This is a genomic window from Stenotrophomonas sp. T8 (assembly GCF_051853085.1).
Lineage (GTDB): Bacteria > Pseudomonadota > Gammaproteobacteria > Xanthomonadales > Xanthomonadaceae > Stenotrophomonas > Stenotrophomonas sepilia.
Map to the genome: position 1 here is coordinate 983,860 of NZ_CP195329.1, position 21,278 is coordinate 1,005,137.

The 21,278-nt window shown below is 67.3% G+C and carries 16 protein-coding genes; 11 read left to right on the plus strand and 5 right to left on the minus strand.

Annotation, left to right across the window (positions count from 1 at the left end; translation table 11 throughout):
• Nucleotides 1–231 precede the first annotated feature (231 nt).
• Both ACSDHM_RS04640 and ACSDHM_RS04645 read left to right on the plus strand, forming a co-directional pair.
• Nucleotides 232–2,481 (plus strand): TonB-dependent siderophore receptor, encoded by a 2,250-nt coding sequence (locus tag ACSDHM_RS04640; RefSeq protein ID WP_088496951.1) that lies wholly within the window; start codon nucleotides 232–234, stop codon nucleotides 2,479–2,481.
• A gap of 140 nt (nucleotides 2,482–2,621) precedes the next feature.
• Nucleotides 2,622–3,602, plus strand: coding sequence for a cation diffusion facilitator family transporter (locus ACSDHM_RS04645; RefSeq protein WP_065179784.1), 981 nt, complete (start codon nucleotides 2,622–2,624; stop codon nucleotides 3,600–3,602).
• A 38-nt stretch (nucleotides 3,603–3,640) separates the two neighbouring features.
• Here the strand turns inward: ACSDHM_RS04645 and nfi are convergent, their stop codons facing one another.
• The gene (nfi, locus tag ACSDHM_RS04650; RefSeq protein WP_227836645.1) at nucleotides 3,641–4,315 is read right to left on the minus strand and encodes a deoxyribonuclease V; all 675 of its coding nucleotides are present in this window, start codon (nucleotides 4,313–4,315) and stop codon (nucleotides 3,641–3,643) included.
• Nucleotides 4,316–4,409: 94 nt separating this feature from the next.
• Between nfi and gpmA the strand changes: the two genes are divergently transcribed.
• Together gpmA and ACSDHM_RS04660 are read left to right on the plus strand one after the other, a co-directional pair.
• A complete protein-coding gene (gene gpmA / locus ACSDHM_RS04655; protein ID WP_005415787.1) occupies nucleotides 4,410–5,159 on the plus strand; it encodes a 2,3-diphosphoglycerate-dependent phosphoglycerate mutase in 750 nt (249 codons plus the stop codon).
• 209 nt (nucleotides 5,160–5,368) lie between these two features.
• Entirely contained in the window at nucleotides 5,369–7,462 is a 2,094-nt protein-coding gene (locus ACSDHM_RS04660) for a M13 family metallopeptidase (RefSeq protein WP_088496911.1), read from the plus strand.
• Between the two features lie 68 nt (nucleotides 7,463–7,530).
• On the opposite strand, the gene ACSDHM_RS04665 is transcribed toward ACSDHM_RS04660, so the two are convergent.
• From ACSDHM_RS04665 to ACSDHM_RS04680, 4 genes are all read right to left on the minus strand, one after another.
• Nucleotides 7,531–8,148: an HD-GYP domain-containing protein gene (locus tag ACSDHM_RS04665; RefSeq protein ID WP_088496912.1), complete on the minus strand. Its 618-nt coding sequence runs from the start codon at nucleotides 8,146–8,148 to the stop codon at nucleotides 7,531–7,533.
• A gap of 45 nt (nucleotides 8,149–8,193) precedes the next feature.
• Entirely contained in the window at nucleotides 8,194–11,658 is a 3,465-nt protein-coding gene (mfd, locus tag ACSDHM_RS04670) for a transcription-repair coupling factor (RefSeq protein ID WP_439426696.1), read from the minus strand.
• 149 nt (nucleotides 11,659–11,807) lie between these two features.
• Nucleotides 11,808–12,353, minus strand: coding sequence for a GNAT family N-acetyltransferase (locus ACSDHM_RS04675; RefSeq protein WP_438914694.1), 546 nt, complete (start codon nucleotides 12,351–12,353; stop codon nucleotides 11,808–11,810).
• 95 nt (nucleotides 12,354–12,448) lie between these two features.
• Nucleotides 12,449–13,306, minus strand: a complete 858-nt coding sequence (locus tag ACSDHM_RS04680) for a 23S rRNA (adenine(2030)-N(6))-methyltransferase RlmJ (protein ID WP_438914693.1) — start codon at nucleotides 13,304–13,306, stop codon at nucleotides 12,449–12,451.
• Nucleotides 13,307–13,341: 35 nt separating this feature from the next.
• On the opposite strand from ACSDHM_RS04680, the gene creB reads away from it, so the two are divergent.
• From creB to ACSDHM_RS04715, 7 genes are all read left to right on the plus strand, one after another.
• Nucleotides 13,342–14,067 carry a two-component system response regulator CreB gene (creB, locus tag ACSDHM_RS04685; RefSeq protein WP_438914692.1) on the plus strand — a complete coding sequence of 242 codons (726 nt, stop codon included), beginning with the start codon at nucleotides 13,342–13,344 and terminating at the stop codon, nucleotides 14,065–14,067.
• 3 nt (nucleotides 14,068–14,070) lie between these two features.
• On the plus strand, nucleotides 14,071–15,531 hold the full coding sequence (gene creC / locus ACSDHM_RS04690) for a two-component system sensor histidine kinase CreC (protein WP_334271681.1): 1,461 nt from the start codon (nucleotides 14,071–14,073) through the stop codon (nucleotides 15,529–15,531).
• Nucleotides 15,532–15,612: 81 nt separating this feature from the next.
• Nucleotides 15,613–16,932, plus strand: a complete 1,320-nt coding sequence (gene creD / locus ACSDHM_RS04695; protein WP_252745364.1) for a cell envelope integrity protein CreD — start codon at nucleotides 15,613–15,615, stop codon at nucleotides 16,930–16,932.
• Between the two features lie 10 nt (nucleotides 16,933–16,942).
• Nucleotides 16,943–17,353 carry a hypothetical protein gene (locus ACSDHM_RS04700; RefSeq protein WP_012479575.1) on the plus strand — a complete coding sequence of 137 codons (411 nt, stop codon included), beginning with the start codon at nucleotides 16,943–16,945 and terminating at the stop codon, nucleotides 17,351–17,353.
• 155 nt (nucleotides 17,354–17,508) lie between these two features.
• A complete protein-coding gene (locus ACSDHM_RS04705; protein WP_151355047.1) occupies nucleotides 17,509–19,101 on the plus strand; it encodes a M20/M25/M40 family metallo-hydrolase in 1,593 nt (530 codons plus the stop codon).
• Nucleotides 19,102–19,301: 200 nt separating this feature from the next.
• The gene (gene gltX, locus ACSDHM_RS04710) at nucleotides 19,302–20,705 is read left to right on the plus strand and encodes a glutamate--tRNA ligase (protein WP_439426697.1); all 1,404 of its coding nucleotides are present in this window, start codon (nucleotides 19,302–19,304) and stop codon (nucleotides 20,703–20,705) included.
• A 34-nt stretch (nucleotides 20,706–20,739) separates the two neighbouring features.
• Entirely contained in the window at nucleotides 20,740–21,231 is a 492-nt protein-coding gene (locus ACSDHM_RS04715; protein WP_005415799.1) for a Fur family transcriptional regulator, read from the plus strand.
• Nucleotides 21,232–21,278: the final 47 nt, after the last annotated feature.

Below are 21,278 nucleotides of genomic sequence, written 5' to 3' on the forward strand. Positions count from 1 at the left end.
TTGATGGTGGGCAAGCCGGCCAGTTTAAGCGCGATGCAGCGTCGTCCGGCACGCAGGCCACATCACGCCTGCGGTAGCAATGAGCGAACGCATTTGAGAATCACTCGCATTGATGGGAGAATGCGCGCACGGATCGGGCCGCAGGCGACTGCAGCGACGCTCCGCCTCCCCCTCGTCGTTGCCTCAAGCCCTTTGCCAGAGGCCCCGTTGCCCTGCCAGAAGGTCCAGATCATGTCTCCTGCCGTTGTCCTCTCGCCGCGCCCGCTGGCGCTCGCCGTTGCCGCCCTGCTGGCGGGCAGCGCCCTGACCGCCCAGGCTGAAGCCGACGCCACCGATATCGACACGGTGCACGTCACCGCCTCGCAGATTGCCCGCCAGGCGTTGGGTACCTCGACCATCACCGCCGAGGACATCGCCAAGCGCCCACCGGCCAACGACATCGCCGAACTGCTGCGCACCATGCCGGGCGTCAACCTCACCGGCAACAGCGCCTCGGGCCAGTATGGCAACAACCGCCAGATCGACCTGCGCGGCATGGGCCCGGAAAACACCCTGATCCTGGTCGACGGCAAGCGCATCGGTGCGCGCGATGCCGTGCGCATGGGCCGCAGTGGCGAGCGCAACACGCGCGGCGACACCAACTGGGTGCCGGCGGAGATGATCGAGCGCATCGAAGTGCTGCGCGGACCGGCGGCGGCACGCTATGGCTCCGGTGCTTCCGGTGGCGTGGTCAACATCATCACCAAGCGCCCGACCGGCGACCTGACCGGTGCGGTCGACCTGTACGGGCTGGTGCCCGAACACAGCGCCGAAGGTGGCAGCGAGCGCGTCGGCCTGCAGCTGAGTGGGCCGATGACCGACACGCTGTCGTTCCGCCTGTACGGCAACCTCAACAAGACCGACGCCGATTCACTCGATCTCAACCGCCAGTACGCCACCCAGCCGAACGCAGTGCCACCGGCTGGCCGCGAGGGCGTCAAGAACCGCGACATCAACGCGCTGCTGCGCTGGGACGTGACCGCCGACCAGGTGGTCGAGTTCGAGGCCGGCACCAGCCGCCAGGGCAACATCTATGCTGGTGACCGCGCGGTCAGCACCACCGGCACTTCGACCGGCATCGATCTGGCCGCCCTGGCCGACGGCAAGGCGGAAACCAACCGCATGTACCGCAACACCGGCGCGATCACCCATCGTGGCCGCTGGGGCGATGTCACCTCGCGGGTGACCGCTGCAGTTGAAGCGGTGAACAACTCGCGCATCAACGAAGGCCTGGCCGGTGGCCCGGAAGGCAGCTTCAACGGCACCGACTGGTCGACCTCGCGCCTGCGCAACTACCAGCTGGATGGCGAAGTGAGCTTCCCGACCACGCTGGGCGGCGCCGAGAACATCTGGACGTTGGGCTTTGAATACCTGGACAGCCGGCTGACCGACCCTTATTCGATGAGCCAGTCCAGCAGCAGCGGCGGTGGCATCCCGGGGCTGTCGGCCGATCGTGCGCGCGGCAAGGCCGATGCGCAGACCACGGCGGTGTTCGTGGAAGACAACATCTACCTGGGTGAGCGCTGGATCGTTACCCCGGGCCTGCGCTTTGACCACCACAGCCAGTTCGGCAACAACACCAGCCCCAGCCTCAATGCGCAGTTCCGCATCAACAGCGACTGGGTGGTGAAGGGCGGCATCGCCCGCGCGTTCAAGGCGCCGAACCTGTACCAGTCGAATCCGGACTATCTGTACTACACCCGTGGCAACGGCTGCCCGAATGCGCTGCCGAGCCTGGGCGCCGGTTGCTACATGCGCGGCAACGCAGACCTGAAGGCGGAAACCAGCCTGAACAAGGAACTGGGCATCGAGTGGGCACCGCAGAGCGGCTGGCAGGCGTCGTTGACCTACTTCCACAACGATTACAAGGACAAGATCCAGGCCGGCTACACCCAGATCGGGCTGACCGCCGACACCAAGGGCCGCATCTTCCGCTGGGAGAACGCGCCGAAGGCGATCGTGCAGGGGCTGGAAGGCAACCTGGTCATTCCGCTGCTGGGCGAGCAGGGCAACCGCCTGAAGTGGAGCAACAACTTCACCTACATGGTGGAAAACGAGAACAAGACCACGCACCAGCCGTTGTCGGTGATCCCGAAGTACACGATCAACACCATGCTGGACTGGCAGGCCACCGACAGGCTGTCCGTGCTGCTGACCGGCACCTTCTACGGCAAGCAGGAACCGGCCACGACCAACATCAACAACGACCCGCGCTGCACCGGCAGCTGCGATGCATCGATCGCGCTGCAGGATCGTGGCGCGTACAACATCTGGGGCGTGAGCGCGCGCTACAAGGTGACCGAGACGGTCAGCTTCGGCTTCGGCGTGAACAACCTGGCCGACAAGCGCCTGTTCCGCGAGGCCAACAGCAGTGATGCCGGGGCGGCGACCTACAACGAGCCGGGCCGCGCGTACTGGGCCAGCCTGCGCTTCGGCTTCTGACCGCAGGCCGGCGTCGATCTGCAGCCCTCGCCGGGCCATGCCCGACGAGGGCTCGTGTGGCCTGCAATGTTATAAACATCGTAATAGTCTCCTCCGCCGGCACCGCGTAGCCTGCACCGCATCGCAAAGGAGCTGTTGCCATGGGCCACGACCACGATCACCTGCCATCCCAGATCCGCCACGAGAAGCCCTTGTGGTGGGCACTCGGCCTGACCACCACCTTCCTCGTCGTCGAAGTGGTGGGCGCGTTCTGGACCAACAGCCTGGCGCTGTTGTCCGACGCCGCACACATGGCCACCGATGCGCTGGCGCTGATGATCGCGCTGGTCGCGGTACGGTTGAGCCGGCGCCCGCCGGATGCGCGCCGCACCTACGGCTATGCACGGCTGGAAGCGTTGGGCGCGATGATCAACGGTGCCATGCTGTTCGTGGTCGCCGCCTACATCCTGTGGGAGGCGGTCGGCCGCTTCCGCCAGCCGCAGGAGATCGCCTCCTCCGGCATGCTGGTGATCGCGGCTGCGGGCCTGGTCATCAACCTGATCTCGATGCGCCTGCTGCAGGCGGGCAGTGGCGAGAGCCTCAACGTGAAGGGCGCCTACCTGGAAGTGTGGGCCGACATGCTCGGCTCGGTGGCAGTGATTGCGGGCGCATTGTTGATCAAGTGGACCGGATGGAAACCGATCGACCCGATCCTGGCCGTGCTGATCGGCCTGTGGGTGCTGCCGCGTACCTACGTACTGATGCGTGAGGCGATCAACGTACTGCTGGAAGGCGTGCCCAAGGGCATGGACGTGGACAGGGTGCGCGACAGCCTGTCCGGCCACGCCGCAGTCCTGGACGTGCATGACCTGCACGTGTGGGCGCTGGCTTCCAGCACCCCGGCGCTGACCGCGCACATTGTGATGCGCGAGGGCACCGATGCCGATGCGCTGCGCCGTGAGCTGGGCGGACGCCTGCATGATGACTTCGGTATCGAGCACGTGACACTGCAGATCGAAGCGGACCACTGCGGCGAAGCCTGTGGCGGGCCGGCGCCGGCCAAGGGCGGCGGACACGAGGGCCATGAGGGCCACGACCACGGCGAGGACGCGCAGGGCCATCGTGGCCATGTGCATCGTTGATCGAAGATGACGCGCGCGCCGGGAGACGCCCGGCGCAGCTATTCGTCCCGCCGCGAGGCCAGCCGATCCGCCAGCCGGGTTGGCTCCGGCAGCCGATAGCCACGCAGGGTGTGCTGCACCCAGCCCAGCGCGGTATCGGCACTGACCCGATGGCCACCGGCCACGAACAGCGGCTTGCAGCGCACCTTGCTGCGCAGCACCCAGCCCAGTTGCTCGTCGCCATCCAGCAGCGGTGTATGCGCACCAGCTTCGGCGCCCGGTTCGACGAACCTTCCCACCAGTTTCGATTTCGCCACGCCGATGCTCGGCAGATCGGTGACCACGCCCAGATGCGCGGCGACGCCCAGCCGGCGTGGATGGCTGATGCCGTGGCCATCGACGAACACCAGGTCCGGCGTTCGTGGCAGCAGTGCCAGTGCGGCCAGCAGTGCCGGCAGCTCGCGGAAGCTGAGCAGGCCGGGGATATAGGGCATCACCGTGGGGATGCGCGCGATCTCCTGCGCCACGGGCTGCAGCGTCCTTGGATCCAGCAGCACCGCCGCGGCGCGGGTAATGGCACCGTTGTCCTCGAATCCGACGTCCAGCCCGGCCAGCCAGCGCACCTTGCGTGGCAGGCGGTCCTGGCGTTCCACGCGGCCGGCCAGCTGCAGCTGTTGCGCTCGAGCGGCGGTGACGCTGCCTTCCCAGCGCCCGGGGTCGATCACCGTATTCATTGGCTGCAGCATCGCATGCGTGGCGCCACGGCACGGTGAGCGGCCGCCGGGGCTACAATGGCGGCCTGCCTTTCCTCGCGTTGGAGACCCTGCAGTGACCCGTAGACTCGTACTGTTGCGCCATGGCCAGAGCCAGTGGAACCTGGACAACCGCTTCACCGGCTGGGTCGATGTCGACCTGACCGAGCAGGGGCGCCGGGAAGCGGCCGCCGCCGGCCGCCTGATGCGCGAGGAAGGCCTGCAGTTCGACGTCGCCCATACCTCCGTGCTGAAGCGCGCCATCCACACCCTGCAGGGTGCGCTGGCCGAGCTGGAGCAGGACTGGCTGCCGGTGAACAAGTCCTGGCGCCTCAACGAGCGCCACTACGGCGGCCTGCAGGGCCTGGACAAGGCCGAGACCGCTGCCAAGCACGGCGAAGAGCAGGTCAAGGTGTGGCGTCGTTCGTACGACATCCCGCCGCCGCCGATGGACCTGGAAGATCCGGGCCACCCGATCCATGACCGCCGTTACGCCGGCCTGGACCGCAACGCGCTGCCGGGCACCGAATCGCTGGCCACCACCCTGGACCGCGTGCTGCCGTACTGGCACGACGCCATCGCGCCGCAGCTGAAGGACGGCAAGACCGTGCTGGTCACCGCCCACGGCAACTCGCTGCGTGCGTTGTACAAGTACCTCAACAACGTCTCGCGCGAGGAAATCCTCGAGCTGAACATCCCGACCGGCATCCCGCTGCTGTTCGAACTGAACGATGACCTGACCGTGCAGTCGTTCCGCTACCTGGGCGACCCGGAAGCGGCGCGCAAGGCCGCCGAAGCCGTAGCCAACCAGGGCAAGGCGAAATAAGAAACAGAAGGCCGGCGCAAGCCGGCCCTTCTTTTTGTAGAGCCGAGCCCACGCTCGGCTGCTTTGGGCCTTTGCCGCAGGAAGCATGAACCCGGAACGGAGAGCAGTCGAGCATGGCTCGACTCTACAGAAGGACGCTCTGTGACCTTTGGCCGGTCCCCAACCTCACGCCCCCGGCTACCCTGTGAAATTACCCGCAGGAGAGCCTCATGAACGTCCGCAACCTGGTCCCGCTGGGCCTGACCATCGCCATCGCTGCCTCGCTGGCCGCCTGTGGCAAGAACGAAACCGCGCCGGCGGCCAGTGCCGACGCCAAGCCGGCCTTCGACCTGTCGCAGATCAAGACGCCGCTGATCTCGCTCAACAGCGCCGACCTCGATCCGGCCATTTCGGCCTGTACCGACCTCAATGGCTTCGTCAACAGCAAGTGGCTGAAGGCCAACCCGGTGCCGGGCGACCAGACCACCTGGGGCAGCTTCGAGATCCTGCGCGAGCGCTCGCTGGAAGTGCAGCACGCGCTGGTGCAGCAGGCCGCCGCCAGCCAGGCCAAGGCCGGCTCGGTGGAAGCCAAGATCGGTGACATCTGGAAGACCGGCAACGACGAGGCCAAGATCGAAGCCGCCGGCCTGGCGCCGCTGCAGCCGCAGCTGGACAAGATCACCGCGCTGAACGACACCGCCGCCATCACCCAGTACCTGCGCGACAGCCAGGCCGAAGGCAAGGGCGTGTTGTTCTCGCTGTTCGCCAATGCCGACTACAAGGATTCGGCCAACGTCATCGCCTATGTCGGCCAGGGCGGCCTGGGCCTGCCGGAGAAGGGCTATTACTTCGACGATGCGCAGGCCAAGATCCGCGACGCCTACGTGGCCTACATCGCACAGGTGCTGACCCTGTCCGGTGTGGACGCGGCGCAGGCCGCCGAGCAGGCCAAGGCCGTGATGGCCTTCGAAACCCGCCTGGCCAAGGCCTCGATGTCGCGCATCGAAATGCGTGACCCGGCCAAGCGCTACAACCCGCTCAGCGCCGCCGACGCCGACAGGCTGACCCCGAACTTCAGCTGGACCGCGCTGTTCGACACCCTGAAGGTACCGGCCGCGCAGAAGTTCTCGCTGGCCCAGCCGGGCTTCTTCGGTGAAATGGACAAAATGCTCGCCGACGTGCCGGCCAGCACCTGGCAGGCCTACCTGCGCTTCCACACCATCGACGATGCCGCGCCGTACCTGAGCAGCCAGTTCGAGAAGGCCAACTTCGATTTCTACGGCACCACCCTGCGTGGCCAGAAGGAAATGCAGCCGCGCTGGAAGCGCGTGCTGGAGTCGGTCAACGGTGGCATGGGTGAAGCCTTGGGCCAGCTGTACGTCGACGCCGTGTTCCCGGCCGAGTCGAAGGTGGCCATGCAGCACCTGGTGGAGAACCTGTCGCAGGCATTGAAGGCGCGGCTGGAGCAGCTGCCGTGGATGGGCGAGGAAACCAGGAAGAAGGCACTGGAAAAGTGGGCCAGCTTCACCCCGAAGATCGGTTACCCGGACAAGTGGCGTGACTGGTCGGGCCTGCAGACCAACGGCGACAGCTACCTGGGCAACATGCAGGCAGCACGCGCGTTCAACTACCGCCACATGCTGGACAAGATCGGCAAGCCGGTGGACAAGACCGAGTGGGGCATGACGCCGCAGACCGTCAATGCGTACTACAACGCCACCAAGAACGAGATCGTGTTCCCGGCGGCGATCCTGCAGGCGCCGTTCTTCGACGCCAAGGCCGATCCGGCGCTGAACTACGGCGGCATCGGCGCAGTCATCGGCCACGAGATGATGCACGGCTACGACGACTCGGGCAGCCAGTTCGCCGCCAACGGCAACTTCGACAACTGGTGGACGGACGCCGACCGCAAGGCCTTCACCGAGCGTACCGACCAGCTGGTCGCGCAGTTCGACGGCTACGAGTCGGTGCCGGGCGTGTTCGTGAAGGGCAAGCTGACCCTGGGCGAGAACATCGGCGACCTGGGCGGCCTGACCGTGGCCTATGACGCGCTGCAGATGGCGCTGAAGGAAGACCCGAAGGCCAATGTCGAAGTTGACGGCTATAGCCAGGATCAGCGTTTCTTCATGAACTGGGCCACCGTGTGGCGCCGCAACTTCACCGATGGTGAGCTGCGCGTGCGCCTGAACACCGATCCGCACGCGCCGGCCAACTTCCGTGCCAACGGTGCGCCGTCGAACATGCCGTCCTTCGCTGCGGCGTTCCAGTGCAAGGCGGGTGATGCGATGGTGCGCGCCGACGACAAGCGTGTGGTGATCTGGTAATCGATCACCCGTGACGCGTGGAGCGAAAGGCCCGGCGAACGCCGGGCCTTTCGTTTGCCCGGCCGATCTCAGGCCAGCGCCGGTTCCCGCTCCAGCATGCGATGGAAGCGTTGCAGCACGTACGGATCCACCAGCCCGCCGGCCTGCTCGTCGATGATCCGCAATGCGGCCTCATGCTCCATCGCGTCGCGATACGGGCGCACGCTGGTCATCGCATCGTAGGCATCGGCGATGGTGACGATGCGCGCGCCCAGCGGGATGGATTCGCCGCGCAGCCCATCGGGGTAGCCGCTGCCATCGAAGGCCTCGTGATGGGCGCGGATCAGCCGCGCCACCGGCAAGGCGTCGCTGCGGCCGGTGGCCAGGAAGATGTGTTCGCCGCGTACCGGATGCTCGCGCATGATCGCGCGCTCCTCGTCGGTATGCCGGCGGGGTGCCAGCAGCACGTCATCGGGTATGCCGATCTTGCCGATGTCATGGAAGCGCGCGGCCAGGCCGATCTGCGCACGGGCCTCGTCATCAAGATCGCAGTGCGTGGCCAGGCGCTGCGCGAGCAGGCCAACGCGGTCGCAGTGGTGGCGGGTGTAGGCGTCGCGCATCTGCAGCGACATCGAGAGGGCATCGATCAGGCAGGCCTGCGCGTGCATCAGGTCGGGGGCGGGTACGGCGTCAGGGAACATGGTCATCCGCCCGCACCGGGTGGGGACCGGTGCGGGGTGTTCGGGGGGCGATCAACCCGGGGCAAGTGTGGTCAGAAGGGCGCGGGCCGCATTGAAGCGGTCTTCCGGCAACGGCAGCGGGTGCTTGATGCGCAGCTTGTCGGGCCCTTCCATGGCATAGAGGTTCGGTTGTTTCTGGATCAGCTGGATCACCGCCATCGGATCGATGTTCGGCTTGGACTCGAACACGATGCGGCCGCCGTTCTCGCCCAGGTCGAGCTTGCGGATGCCCAGCGTATTGGCTTTCAGCTTCAGCTCGGCGATGGCGAACAGGTGCTTGGCTGCATCCGGCAGCAGGCCGAAGCGGTCGATCATCTCCACCTGCAGTTCGCGCAGTGCATCGCTGTCGCGCGCGCTTGAAATGCGCTTGTACAGGGTCAGGCGGGTGTGCACGTCCGGCAGGTAGTCTTCCGGGATCAGTGCCGGCACATGCAGCTCGACCTCGGCGCCGCGCACTTCCTCACCGGCATCCAGGTCGGGCAGCTTGCCCTGCTTGATGCTGCGTACCGCGCGTTCCAGCAGCTCCGTATACAGGCTGAAGCCGACCTCGGCCATCTGCCCGCTCTGGTCCTCGCCAAGCAGTTCACCGGCGCCGCGGATTTCCAGATCGTGCGTGGCCAGGGTGAAGCCGGCGCCCAGCTCGTCCATCGAGGCGATCGCTTCCAGGCGCTTCTCGGCGTCGGGGGTGATCGCGCGACGGTCGGGGGTGATCAGGTAGGCGTAGGCACGGTGGTGCGAACGGCCCACGCGGCCACGCAGCTGGTGCAGCTGGGCCAGGCCGAAGCGGTCGGCACGGTTGATGATGATGGTGTTGGCGTTGGGGATGTCGATGCCCGATTCGATGATCGTGGTCGACAGCAGCACGTTGAAACGCTGCTTCTGGAAATCCAGCATCACCTTTTCCAGTTCGCGCTCGGGCATCTGCCCGTGGGCGATGCCGATGCGTGCCTCCGGCACCAGCTCGGACAGCTCGCGCTGCATGCGGCCGATGCTCTCCACGTCGTTGTGCAGGAAGTACAGCTGGCCACCGCGCGCCAGTTCGCGCTGGAAGGCTTCGCGCAGCAGCGCGTTGTCCCACTGGGTGATGAACGTCTGCACCGCCAGCCGGTTCGGCGGTGGCGTGGCGATGATCGACAGGTCACGCAGGCCGGCCATGGCCATGTTCAAGGTGCGCGGGATCGGCGTGGCGGTCAGGGTCAGCAGGTGCACATTGGCGCGCAGCGCCTTCAGCGCCTCCTTCTGGCGCACGCCGAATCGCTGCTCCTCGTCGACGATGACCATGCCCAGGTCCTTGAACTTCACGTCCGGCTGCAGCAGGCGATGGGTGCCGACGATGACGTCGATGGTGCCAGCGGCCACCTTCTCCAGTTCGGCCTTGATTTCCTTGCTGGTCTTGAAGCGCGACAGCACTTCGACCTTCAGCGGGTAATCGGCGAAACGGTCGCGGAAGTTGCGGTAATGCTGCTCGGCCAGCAGCGTGGTCGGCACCAGCACCGCCACCTGCTTGCCGGCACTGGCCGCAGCAAATGCAGCGCGCACCGCCACCTCGGTCTTGCCGAAGCCGACGTCGCCGCAGACCACGCGGTCCATCGGCTGGCTGCTGGTCAGGTCGCGCAGGGTGGCATCGATCGCGGCCAGCTGGTCGGGGGTTTCCTCGAACGGGAAACCGGCGGCGAACGGCTCGTACATCGCGCGGTCCACCTGCAGTGCCAGGCCGGCACGCGCCTGGCGGCGGGCCTGGATCTCCAGCAGTTCGGCGGCCACATCGCGCACCTTCTCGGCGGCCTTGCGCTTGGCCTTGCTCCACTGCTCGCCACCGAGCGAATGCAGCGGTGCGGTTTCCGCCGAAGCACCGGAGTAGCGGCTGATCAGGTGCAGCTGGGCGACCGGTACATACAGGCGGTCGCCCTTGGCATATTCGATCTCGAGGAACTCGCCCGGCATGCCGCCGACGTCCATCGCGATCAGGCCACGGTAGCGGCCGACGCCATGGTCCTCGTGCACGATCGGCGCACCCTCGGTCAGCTCGCCGAGGTCGCGGATGATCGCCTCCGGCTCGCGACCGGCACGGCGCGTGCGGCGGGTGCTGCCGGCGCGCTCGGGGAACAGCTGGCGCTCGGTCAGCACCGCGATGCGCGGATCGTCCAGCGCGAAGCCATCTTCCAGCGGCGCCACTGCGATCGCGAAGCGCGCATCGCTAGCGAGGAAACCGGGCAGGTCGGCCACCACCGGCGGCTTCAGCTCGGCGGCCTGCAGCACTTCCAGCAGTGCCTCGCGGCGGCCGGGCGAATCGGCGGCGATCAGTACCCGGCCCGGGTAGTGGCCGAGGAAGGATTTCAGCGCATCGCCGGCGGGGGCTTCGCGTGCGGCCACCGGCAGCGGGGGCAGCGGCTGGTCGCCCAGCGCGTGCGCGTCGGCGATGCGTGCGTGGTCGGCGGCCCATACCTCGATGCGCGGGGCATCGTTCAGGCGCTCGCGCAGCAGCTCCGGCGACAGGTACAGCGCCGACGGCGGCAGCAGCGGCCGTTCCACATCGTGGCGGCGCTGCTCATAACGCTCGCCGGTCTGCGCCCAGAACGCCTCGGCGGCTTCGCCGGCACCGGCACAGACCACTGGCAGGCTGCCGCTGGGCAGGTAGTCGAACAGGGTTGCGGTGCGCTCGAAGAACAGCGGCAGGTAGTACTCGACGCCGGCCGGCGCCAGCCCGGATTTCAGATCCTGGTACAGCGCGCTGCGCCGGGTATCGACATCGAAGCGCTCGCGCAGCGTGGCCAGCACGCGGGCGATGCTGGCCTCGTCCATGGGCACTTCGCGGCCCGGCAGCATGTGCACGGCCTCGACCTTGTCCAGCGAACGCTGGCTTTCCGGATCGAAGGCACGGATCGAATCGATGTCCTCGTCCAGCAGTTCCACCCGCAGCGGCTCGTCGGCGCCCATCGGGAACACGTCGAGCAGGCCACCGCGCACGGCGAAGTCACCCGGATCCATCACCTGCGGCACGTTGCGGTAGCCGGCGCTTTCCAGGCGGCGCTTCTCGGCTTCCAGATCCAGGCGCTGGCCGACCTTCAGGTCGAAGCTGCCACCAATGACGTAGCTGCGCGGGGCCAGCTGCTGCAGCAGGGTCTGCACCGGCACGATCACCAGGCCACGCTTCAGCGTGGGCAGGCGGTGCAGGGCAGCCAGGCGCTGCGAGATGATGTCCGGATGCGGGCTGAAGCGGTCGTAGGGCAGGGTTTCCCAGTCCGGGAAGGCGACCACCGGCAGGGCCGGGTCGCCACCGAGCAGGGTCTGCAGGTCGGCTTCGAGCTGGTTGGCGCCGTGGTTGTCACGGGCGATCACCAGCAGCGGAGCGTCGTGCACGCGCGCTGCCTGGGCCAGGTACCAGGCCAGTGCGGTGGGCGAGGCGGGGGCGCGCCACCAGGCGCGGAGCTGGCCGGCGCGCGGCAGCGGCGGGGCGGGGTATGAGGTACGCGACATGGACCCCGGATTTTAGCAGAAGCCCGATCCGGCTCCTGTGCGTCGTGCCGGCCGGCTGCCGGCAGCCTCATCTGCCGTTGGCAGAGCGGAATGCCGGCCAGCGGCTGGCACTACCGGGAGACGTGGCCGGGCAGGGCCCGGCGCATCCGTCAGTTGTCCAGCTCCAGCACCATCCGGACCAGGCCTTCGGCGCCGGTCGGGTGCGGCACCGGCCTGAAGCCCAGCGACGCGGCCAGCTGCTTCATCGGTTCGTTCTCAGCGGCTACGTCGCCGTACAGGCGGTCCAGGTACTTGCCACGGCCCCACTTCACCAGCTTGCGCATCAGCTGCCGTCCCAGGCCTTGCCCGATCAGGAAGCGGCTGATCAGGATCGCGTACTCGGCTTCACGGGTGCCGGGGATGATCGAGGCCCGGGCGACCGCGCCGACCACCGCTTCGCCAGCGGGCAGGGACTCGGCTGCGACCAGGGTGATCTCGGTCTTGGGGTTGGGGTGGGTCAGGCGCTGGGTGGTTTCCGGCGACAGCTCGGTCACCGCCTGCAGGAAACGATCACGGATTTCTTCCGGCCCGAACAGGCTGAATGCCGCTTGCAGCGGTGCGCCATCTTCCGGGCGGATGGGGCGGATCAGCAGCTCGTGGCCGCTGGGAGCCTTGAAGATCTCATGCCAGGGCGGCATGCGGTTGCGAGTGGCCATACCGGGTGATTCCTTGGTGGTCCATCGATTGTGGCATCACCGGGGCTGCGTTCCGTGAACGAAAGGCTCACGGCGGTACAGCCTCGTGAAGGCCGTTATTCGGGGGCTTTGAGCCAGTCCAGGCGGGTGCTGGCCCCGGGTTCGCCCAGGTGCTGGCGCAGCGCCGGCAGGGCCGGGCCGACCACGCGGTCGAACTGCCACGGCGGGTTGAGCAGCAGCATGCCGCTGCCGTTGAGGCGCAGCGGTGAGTCGTCCGGGCGCACCAGGAACTCGATCGTCATCGCCGATTTCACCGGCAGGGCGGTGGCCTTGCGCAGGAAGTGCAGGATGGTGCGGCGCTGCTTGATCGGGAACCAGACCGCGCAGGTGGCCTGCGGCCAGCGTGCCAGGGTCTCGGCCAGGGCGGCCAGGATGTTCTGGTATTCGGCGTCCTGGGCCTCGTACGGGGGGTCGATCAGGACCAGGCCACGGCCGATCTTGCTGCCGTTGAACCTGGGCGGCAGCAGCGAGCGCAGCAGGGCGTAACCATCGCCGGGGCGCACATCGACGCGGCTGTCATGGGCGAACAGGGCCTTCAGCGTGGCCGCTTCGGCTTCCTGCAGCTCGCAGACCGCCATGCGGTCCTGCGCACGCATGGCCTGTGCGCTCAGCAGCGGCGAGCCCGGGTAGTTGGTCAACGCGCCCACCGGATTGTCGGCCTGCACCGCCTTCAGGTAGCGCTCGACCACCTCCGGCAGCTTGGGCTGGGCCATCAGCCGCATGATCCCGGACTCGGCCTCCAGGGTCTTGCGGCTCTCTTCGCTGGCCAGCAGGTAACGGCCGGCACCGCCGTGGGTATCGAGCACGAAGAACGGGCTGTCCTTGCGCTTGAAGCTGTCGATCAGGGCCAGCTGCACGATGTGCTTGAGCACATCGGCGTGGTTGCCGGCATGGAAGGCGTGGCGATAGTTCATGGGCGGCAGTGTACGGGGCGGCGGCCGCAGCGGCTATGCTGCGCGCCATGACAGCTCCCGTTGCCCATGTCCTGGTCGTCGAAGACGAAGCCGCCATCGCCGAAACCGTGCTTTATGCGCTGCGCAGCGAGGGCTATGCCGCCAGCCACTGCCTGCTCGGTGGCGAGGCCCTGAAGCGCCTGCAGGCCGGGGATATCGACGTGGTGGTGCTGGACGTTGGTCTGCCCGACCTGGGCGGTTTCGAGGTGTGCCGGCGGCTGCGCGCGCAGCCCGGGTCGGCGGCCCAGCTGCCGGTGATCTTCCTGACCGCCCGCAACGATGAAGTGGACCGCGTGCTGGGCCTGGAACTGGGCGCCGACGATTACATGACCAAGCCGTTCTCGCCGCGTGAGCTGGTGGCGCGGGTGCGTGCGCGCCTGCGTCGCGCGGCACCGGTCGCGGCAGCCCCCGGCGCCGATGCGGGCTGGCAGGAACATGGCGCCTTCGCCATCGACCGCGAAGGCCGGCGCATCCGCTTCCGCGGCCACGCGCTGGACCTGACCCGCTACGAGTACGCGTTGCTGGAGGCGCTGCTGCAGCGGCCGGGCGCCATTCTCAGTCGTGCCCAGTTGATGGATCGCGGCTGGGACAGCAGCGCCGACAGTGCCGACCGTACCGTCGACACCCATGTAAAGACGTTGCGCGCCAAGCTGCGCGCCGCCGGTGCAAGCGACGATCCGATCCGCACCCACCGTGGCCTTGGCTACGCGCTGGAGGTCTAGCCGATGCGCCTGGTCCTGAAGCTGTTCCTCGGTTTCTTCCTGATCACCGGCATCGCCGCGTTCTTCGTGATGCGCGTGTTCGTCAACGAAGTGAAGCCGGGTGTGCGCCAGGCGATGGAATCGACCCTGGTCGATGCCGCCAACGTGCTGGCCGAGATGGCGGCGGCCGATGTCAAGGACGGCACCATCCGCAGCGGCAGCTTCACCCGCAACCTGGCCAAGGCGCGGCAGCGTGACCTGAAGGCGATGGTCTGGCGCTTTCCCAAGCGCTCACTGGACTACCGGGTGACCATCACCGATGCCAAGGGCATCGTCATCTACGACTCGCTGGGCCGCGACCTGGGGCGTGACAATTCGCGCTGGAACGATGTCTACCGCACCCTGCGTGGCGAGTACGGCGCCCGCTCCAGCCCGGAAGTGCCAGGCGAAGAAGGCGATACGGTGATGCATGTGGCGGCGCCGGTATACGACCCGGCCGATGGCCGCACCCTGATCGGCGTGCTCAGCCTGGCCCAGCCCAACCGCAGCATCGATCCGTTCATTGCGGCCAGCCAGCGCGCCATCATCGAGCGCGGCGCCTGGCTGATCGGATTGTCGGCGCTGGTCGGCGTGCTGGTGACGATGTGGCTCACCACGGGCCTTGGCCAGCTCAGCCGCTATGCACGGGCGGTCAGCGCCGGCGAACCGGTGCCACCGCCGCGGCGTCGCCGCGACGAGATCGGCGACCTGGGGCAGGCACTGGAAACGATGCGCCGCAAGCTGGAGGGCAAGGCCTACGTCGAGCAGTACGTGCAGTCGCTGACGCATGAAATGAAGAGTCCGTTGGCGGCGATCCGCGGTGCCGCCGAGCTGCTGCAGGAGCCGCTGCCGGAGGCCGACCGCGTGCATTTCGCACGCAGCATCGTTGATCAACAGGAGCGGCTGACCGAGACGATCGACAAGCTGCTGGCGCTGGCCGAAGTGGAACAGCACGGCTGGCTGCAGACCCGCGATCCGATCGCGCTGCCCACGCTGCTGGCCGACGCAGCGGCGGCCGCGCAGGTGCGCGCGCAGGCGGCCGGCGTGCAGGTGCGCATCGGCAGCGTGCCCGACATGCGCGTGCAGGGTGATGCCTATCTGCTGCGGCAGGCGTTGCACAACCTGATCGACAACGCCATTGCTTTCTCACCGCCCGGCGCGGACATCGCGCTGCAGGCCGAGGTGGACGGGCCGGGCGTGCGCCTGCAGGTAGCGGATCGCGGTGCCGGCATTCCCGACTACGCGCGCGAACGGGTGTTCGAACGCTTCTATTCGCTGGCCCGCCCCGGCAGCGGCCGGCGCAGTTCCGGCCTGGGCCTGCCGTTCGTGCAGGAAGTGGCTCGCCTGCATGACGGACGCGCCAGCCTCGACGCCCGCGATGGCGGTGGCACGGTGGCAGGCCTGTGGCTGCCGTTGGGTGCTGCGGGCCAGCGCCCGCGCCGCTGACTTCACACTCGCTTCAAATTCGCCACAAACCCTGCTCACCGCAGCGGTCCATCCTGCAGCTCTCTCCAACGAGGATGGACCATGAAATCCCTGAAGATGCTGCTGCGGTTCGCCATTGTCGGCGGGCTGATCCTGTTGTTGCTGGTGCCGCTGATGATGATCCGCGGGGTGATCACCGAACGCAGCCAGTACCGCGACGAGGCCTTTGCGCGGGTGGCCGACAGCCGTGCGGGCACGCAGCAGCTGGTGGGCCCGGTGCGGGTGGTGCCGTGGGTGGAACGCAAGCAGGTTGAACTGGTTGACCCGCTGGGCGTCAAGAAGACCGAGGTGCAGGTCACCGAGGGGCACTGGCTGCAGATGCCGGCGTCGCTGGCGGTAAGTGGCGAGATGCTGCCGAGCCAGCGCGAAGTCGGCCTGTTCAAGGTGCCCGTGTACAGCTGGAACGGCCAGATGAAGGCGAGCTTCGCCGCTGACGACTATCCGGTGAAGGCAGGGCGCACGTATGGCAAGCCGTATGTGGCGGTGGGAATTTCCGATGTGCGCGGCCTGGTCGGTACACCGAACCTGCGCGTGGATGGCAAGCAGCTGCGCCTGCTGCCGGGCGTCGGCGTGGCCAGTGAAGTCGGCCGTGGCCTGCATGCGCCGGTGGCCGGTTTCGCTGCGGATCAGGGCGGCACGCTGGCGGCCAGCACCGTTGAACTGGAGCTGCGCCTGGATGGCAGCCGCATGCTGTCGGTGGTGCCGGTAGGCGATGACACCCACATCGCGCTGCGTTCGAGCTGGCCGCATCCGTCGTTCAGCGGTGCGTTCCTGCCCAACGAGCGGCGCGTTGATGCACAGGGATTCGACGCGCGCTGGGCGGTGTCCTCGCTGGCCTCCGACGCACAGCGGCAGCTGCGCAATGAAGGTTCGGTCGACTCGCAGGCGGTTACGGTGTCGCTGGTCGATCCGGTCGATACCTACACCCAGGCCGACCGTGCGTCCAAGTACGGCGTGCTGTTCGTGCTGCTGACCTTCGTCGGCTTCATCCTGTTCGAGCTGATCAAGTCGCTGCGCATCCACCCGCTGCAGTACCTGATGGTCGGCCTGGCGCTGGCAATCTTCTTCCTGCTGCTGATCAGCCTGTCCGAACACATCGCGTTCTGGAAGGCCTACCTGGTTTCGGCGGTGGCCTGTATCGGCCTGCAGGCGGTGTACCTGGCCAACGTGCTGGGCCATTGGAAGCGCGGCCTCGGCTTCGCGGCCCTGCTGACCGTGCTGTACGGCGCGTTGTATGGCCTGCTGGTGTCGGAGAACAACGCACTGCTGATGGGGTCGCTGCTGCTGTTCGTGATCCTGGCGCTGGCGATGTGGGTGACCCGCCGGGTCGACTGGTACGCGCTCGGCGCGGACCTGAAGTAAGGAGCACGCCATGGGCTGGCGCCAGGGATTGCGGCAACGGGCACGGCAGGGCATTCCGGCCCTGCTGGAAGTGGATGCACTGCTGCAGGCACATGGCGTGCTGGCGGCCCTGCCGGGGGCGCGGATCGCCCCCGGCCTGGTCCGCTTCCAGCTGGCGGCGGTGACCTGCGAAGGATTGCAGGGGCAGGGATTGCGTTGGCTGCAGGGTGCGCGGCAGGGACGCGGCGCGGTGGCCGGCCGGGTGCCGCGCTACCGGCCATGGAAGGCCGGCGCGGAGGCATTGGCCGAGATCGGCATCGGCGGCCTTCCGGATGACTGGCCGGCACACGCGGCGGTGTACGGCTGCAGCAGCATCGACCGGCGGCACTGGTTGCTGTTGCTGCCGGAGCGGGCGCAGTTGTGGTTGGGATGGAGCGGGTGATTCGGCTTTGCGGGTACGACCCAATCACTCTCCTGTGGGTGCGAACCTTGGTTCGCACGCTTCCGCGCCGTCCATGACCGATGGGACGGTATCGCCGCGCCCCGGCTGGCTAGACTCGATGGGTTGATGATCGAGCCGAAGGGCAGGGGTGCGATGTGTTGAAGTGGGGCGTGCTGGCCGCAGCGCTGGTGATGGGTGGAAATGCAGGGGCGCAGCAGCGCGAGACGGTGGACCTGGACATGGTCAGCCGCATCCGCCAGGAGGCGTTCCACCGTTCGCAGGTGATGGACACCTTCAGCTATCTCACCGAGCGCATCGGCCCGCGCCTGAGCAATTCGCCGGCGATGGGCCGCGCCAATGCGTGGACCCGCGGCAAGTTCAACGAATGGAAGCTGGACAACGTCCACGACGAAGCCTTCGATGATTTCGGCCGTGGCTGGGAATTCACCTCGGCGAGCGTGGAAATGCTGGGTGACCGCGTGCAGCCGCTGCATGCGCTGCCCAAGGCCTGGACCCCCGGTACGAAGGGCCCGGTCGAAGGCGAGCTGATGCAGGTCGACATCAAGAAGCCCGAAGACATCGAGAAGTACCGCGGCAAGCTGCGCGGCAAGATCCTCCTGCTGGGCGAGGCACGCGAATACAAGCGGGGCACCGAGCCCGATTCGCACCGCCACGACGCCACCTCGCTGGAGGGCCTGCAGGAGTTCACCCTGCCCAAGGACAAGGACGCCACCGCCGAGCGCGCCAAGCGGGTCAAGGAATACCAGGAACGCCAGCAGCTGGCGGCCAAGGTCAATGCCTTCTTCGTGGAAGAGGGCGCGCTGGCCTCGATCAGCATCAGCAGCTGGGACAACGGCATCATCCGCGTTGCCGGCGGCGGTTCGCGCAAGGCCGGTGAGCCGGTGGGCATCCCCGAACTGGCGATGATCAGCGAACACTTCAATCCGCTGGTGCGCGCGCTTCAGGCCAAGCAGACGGTGCGCCTGCGCGTGGATGTAGCGGCGCGCTTCACCGACGAGGCCGACCAGCCCGGCTACAACACGCTGGCCGAGATCCGCGGCAGCAGCAAGCCCGATGAAGTGGTGATGATCGGTGCGCACCTGGATTCGTGGCACAGCGGCACCGGTGCGGCCGACAACGCCGCCGGCGTGGCGGTGATGATGGAGGCGATGCGCATCCTCAAGGCCACCGGCGCCAAGCCCAGGCGCACCATCCGCGTGGCGCTGTGGAGCGGCGAGGAGCAGGGCCTGATCGGCTCGCAGGCCTATGTGGCCAAGCATTTCGGTCGCTTCCCCGAACCCACTGACGCGGCCCAGAAAGCGCTGCCGGCGTCGCTGCGCGAGCCGACCGGTGCACTGCAGAAGACCCGCGATTACAGCAAGTTCCAGGTCTACTTCAACATGGACAACGGCTCGGGCCGCTTCCGTGGCATCTACGCGCAGGAAAACCTGGCGGCGATGCCGATCTTCGAAGCCTGGCTGGCGCCGTTCCATGACGTGGGCGCCACCACCGTGGCCACCCGCAACACCGGCAGTACCGACCACATCAGCTTCGATCGCATCGGCCTGCCGGGCTTCCAGTTCATCCAGGACCGGCTGGACTACTTCACCAACGTCCACCACAGCCACCTGGACACCTGGGACCACGCCGAACCGGAAGACCTGAAGCAGGCCGCGGCCATCGTCGCTTCGTTCGCCTACAACGCCGCAATGCGCGAGCCGTCGTTCCCGCGAAAGGCAGAACCGTAAAAGGGGACGGAGGGGATTAAGTCGTATCTGCCCCTCCGCTTCCCGGTTACAGCACCCCAGGGCTGGGCAATCGCGACTTAATCCCCTCCGTCCCCTTTTTCCCAGGGCTGGGCAATCGCGACTTAATCCCCTCCGTCCCCTTTTTCCGTCGGGGGCGGTGGGCTGGTAAAATCGGGGGATTCCCGTTCCTCGAGCCGTCCATGACCTGCCGCACCCGCTTCGCCCCCAGTCCCACTGGCTACCTGCACATCGGTGGTGCCCGCACCGCGCTGTACTGCTGGCTGGAGGCCCGTCACCGCGGCGGCGAGTTCGTGCTGCGCATCGAGGACACCGACCGCGAACGCAGCACCCAGGGCGCAATCGACGCCATCCTGGAGGCGATGGAGTGGCTGGGCCTGGACTACGACGAAGGCCCGATCTACCAGACCGACCGCGTCGCCCGTTACCGGGAAGTGGCCGAGCAACTGATCGCCGAGGGCAAGGCGTACTACGCCTACGAGACCCGCGAGCAGCTGGATGCCATGCGCGAGGCCGCCATGGCCAGGCAGGAAAAGCCGCGCTACAACGGCGCTGCGCGCGATCTGGGCCTGCCCTACCGGGACGACCCGAACCGCGTCATCCGCTTCAAGAACCCGCTGGAAGGCACGGTGGTGTTCGATGACCTGATCAAGGGCCGCATCGAGATCGCCAACAGCGAGCTGGATGACATGGTCATCTTCCGCCCGGACGGCTACCCCACCTACAACTTCGCGGTGGTGGTGGACGACTGGGACATGGGCATCACCGAGGTCATCCGCGGCGACGACCACATCAACAACACCCCGCGCCAGATCAACCTGTATGAAGGCATCGGCGCGCCGGTGCCCAAGTTCGGCCACATGCCGATGATCCTGGACGAGCAGGGCGCCAAGCTGTCCAAGCGCACCGGTGCGGCTGACGTGATGCAGTACAAGGACGCCGGCTACCTGCCCGATGCGCTGCTGAGCTACCTGGCCCGCCTGGGCTGGTCGCATGGTGACCAGGAGCTGTTCAGCCGCCAGGAACTGATCGACCTGTTTGACGTGAAGGACTGCAATTCCAAGGCCTCGCGCCTGGACATGGCCAAGCTGGGCTGGGTCAACCAGCACTTCCTGAAGACCGAGGAGGTGGCCGCGATCGTGCCGCACCTGGTCTACCAGCTGCAGAAGCTGGGGCTGGACGTGGCCGCCGGCCCGGCTCCGGAGGATGTGGTGATCGCCCTGCGTGAACGCGTGCAGACCCTGAAGGAAATGGCCGAGAAGGCCGTGGTCTGGTACCAGCCGCTGACCGAATACGATGAAACGGCGGTGGCCAAGCACTTCAAGGCCGGTGCCGAGGTGGCGCTGGGCAAGGCCCGCGAGCTGCTGGCCGCGCTGCCGGAATGGACCGCCGAGTCGGTGGGCGTCGCCCTGCACGACGCGGCCGCAGCGCTGGGAATCGGCATGGGCAAGGTCGCCCAGCCGCTGCGCGTGGCCATCACCGGCACCCAGGTCAGCCCTGACATTTCCCATACCGTTTACCTGGCCGGCCGCGAGCAGGCCTTGAAACGCATTGATGTGGCCATCACCAAGGTAGCAACGGCCTGAGGCATCCTTGCCAGGCCCGAACCGGAGAACACGCATGCCCGCCAAGACCGCCACTGCCTGTACCGCCCCGCACCACCACGTCCACGACGCATCGGATTTCGTGGCGGTGGTCGAGCGTGTCTCGCGCGAACGCGGGCTGCGCCTGACCCCGATCCGCGCCAATGTGCTGAAGCTGATCGCCGAGGCCGGCAAGCCGGTCAAGGCCTACGAGCTGCTGGAATGGGTGCGTAACGGCAAGGGCGTGGGCGCTGATGCCCCGCCCACCGTGTACCGCGCGCTGGACTTCCTGATGGCCAATGGCTTTGTGCACAAGCTGGAGTCGGTGAATGCCTTCGTGGCCTGCCATCATCCAAGCAGCGCTGCGCATTCGGTGCCATTCCTGATCTGCAACAGCTGCCACAGCGCAGTGGAACTGGAAGACCGCGAGATCGTCAGCCAGCTGGAGAAGCGCGCCAAGGAGCTGGGTTTCCAGCCGCAGGCGCAGACGCTGGAAGTCCACGGTCTCTGCGCGCGCTGCGCGGGGTAACGCAATGGTAGTGCCGGCCGCTGGCCGGCATCCTGAGTGGGGTCAGA

Coding starts and splice junctions, on each gene's coding strand:
- ACSDHM_RS04640 (WP_088496951.1), top strand. CDS start 232: ATGTCTCCTGCCGTTGTCCTCTCGCCGCGCCCGCTGGCGCTCGCCGTT.
- ACSDHM_RS04645 (WP_065179784.1), top strand. CDS start 2,622: ATGGGCCACGACCACGATCACCTGCCATCCCAGATCCGCCACGAGAAG.
- nfi (WP_227836645.1), bottom strand. CDS start 4,315: ATGAATACGGTGATCGACCCCGGGCGCTGGGAAGGCAGCGTCACCGCC.
- ACSDHM_RS04660 (WP_088496911.1), top strand. CDS start 5,369: ATGAACGTCCGCAACCTGGTCCCGCTGGGCCTGACCATCGCCATCGCT.
- ACSDHM_RS04665 (WP_088496912.1), bottom strand. CDS start 8,148: ATGACCATGTTCCCTGACGCCGTACCCGCCCCCGACCTGATGCACGCG.
- mfd (WP_439426696.1), bottom strand. CDS start 11,658: ATGTCGCGTACCTCATACCCCGCCCCGCCGCTGCCGCGCGCCGGCCAG.
- ACSDHM_RS04675 (WP_438914694.1), bottom strand. CDS start 12,353: ATGGCCACTCGCAACCGCATGCCGCCCTGGCATGAGATCTTCAAGGCT.
- ACSDHM_RS04680 (WP_438914693.1), bottom strand. CDS start 13,306: ATGAACTATCGCCACGCCTTCCATGCCGGCAACCACGCCGATGTGCTC.
- creB (WP_438914692.1), top strand. CDS start 13,342: ATGCTGCGCGCCATGACAGCTCCCGTTGCCCATGTCCTGGTCGTCGAA.
- creC (WP_334271681.1), top strand. CDS start 14,071: ATGCGCCTGGTCCTGAAGCTGTTCCTCGGTTTCTTCCTGATCACCGGC.
- creD (WP_252745364.1), top strand. CDS start 15,613: ATGAAATCCCTGAAGATGCTGCTGCGGTTCGCCATTGTCGGCGGGCTG.
- ACSDHM_RS04700 (WP_012479575.1), top strand. CDS start 16,943: ATGGGCTGGCGCCAGGGATTGCGGCAACGGGCACGGCAGGGCATTCCG.
- gltX (WP_439426697.1), top strand. CDS start 19,302: ATGACCTGCCGCACCCGCTTCGCCCCCAGTCCCACTGGCTACCTGCAC.
- ACSDHM_RS04715 (WP_005415799.1), top strand. CDS start 20,740: ATGCCCGCCAAGACCGCCACTGCCTGTACCGCCCCGCACCACCACGTC.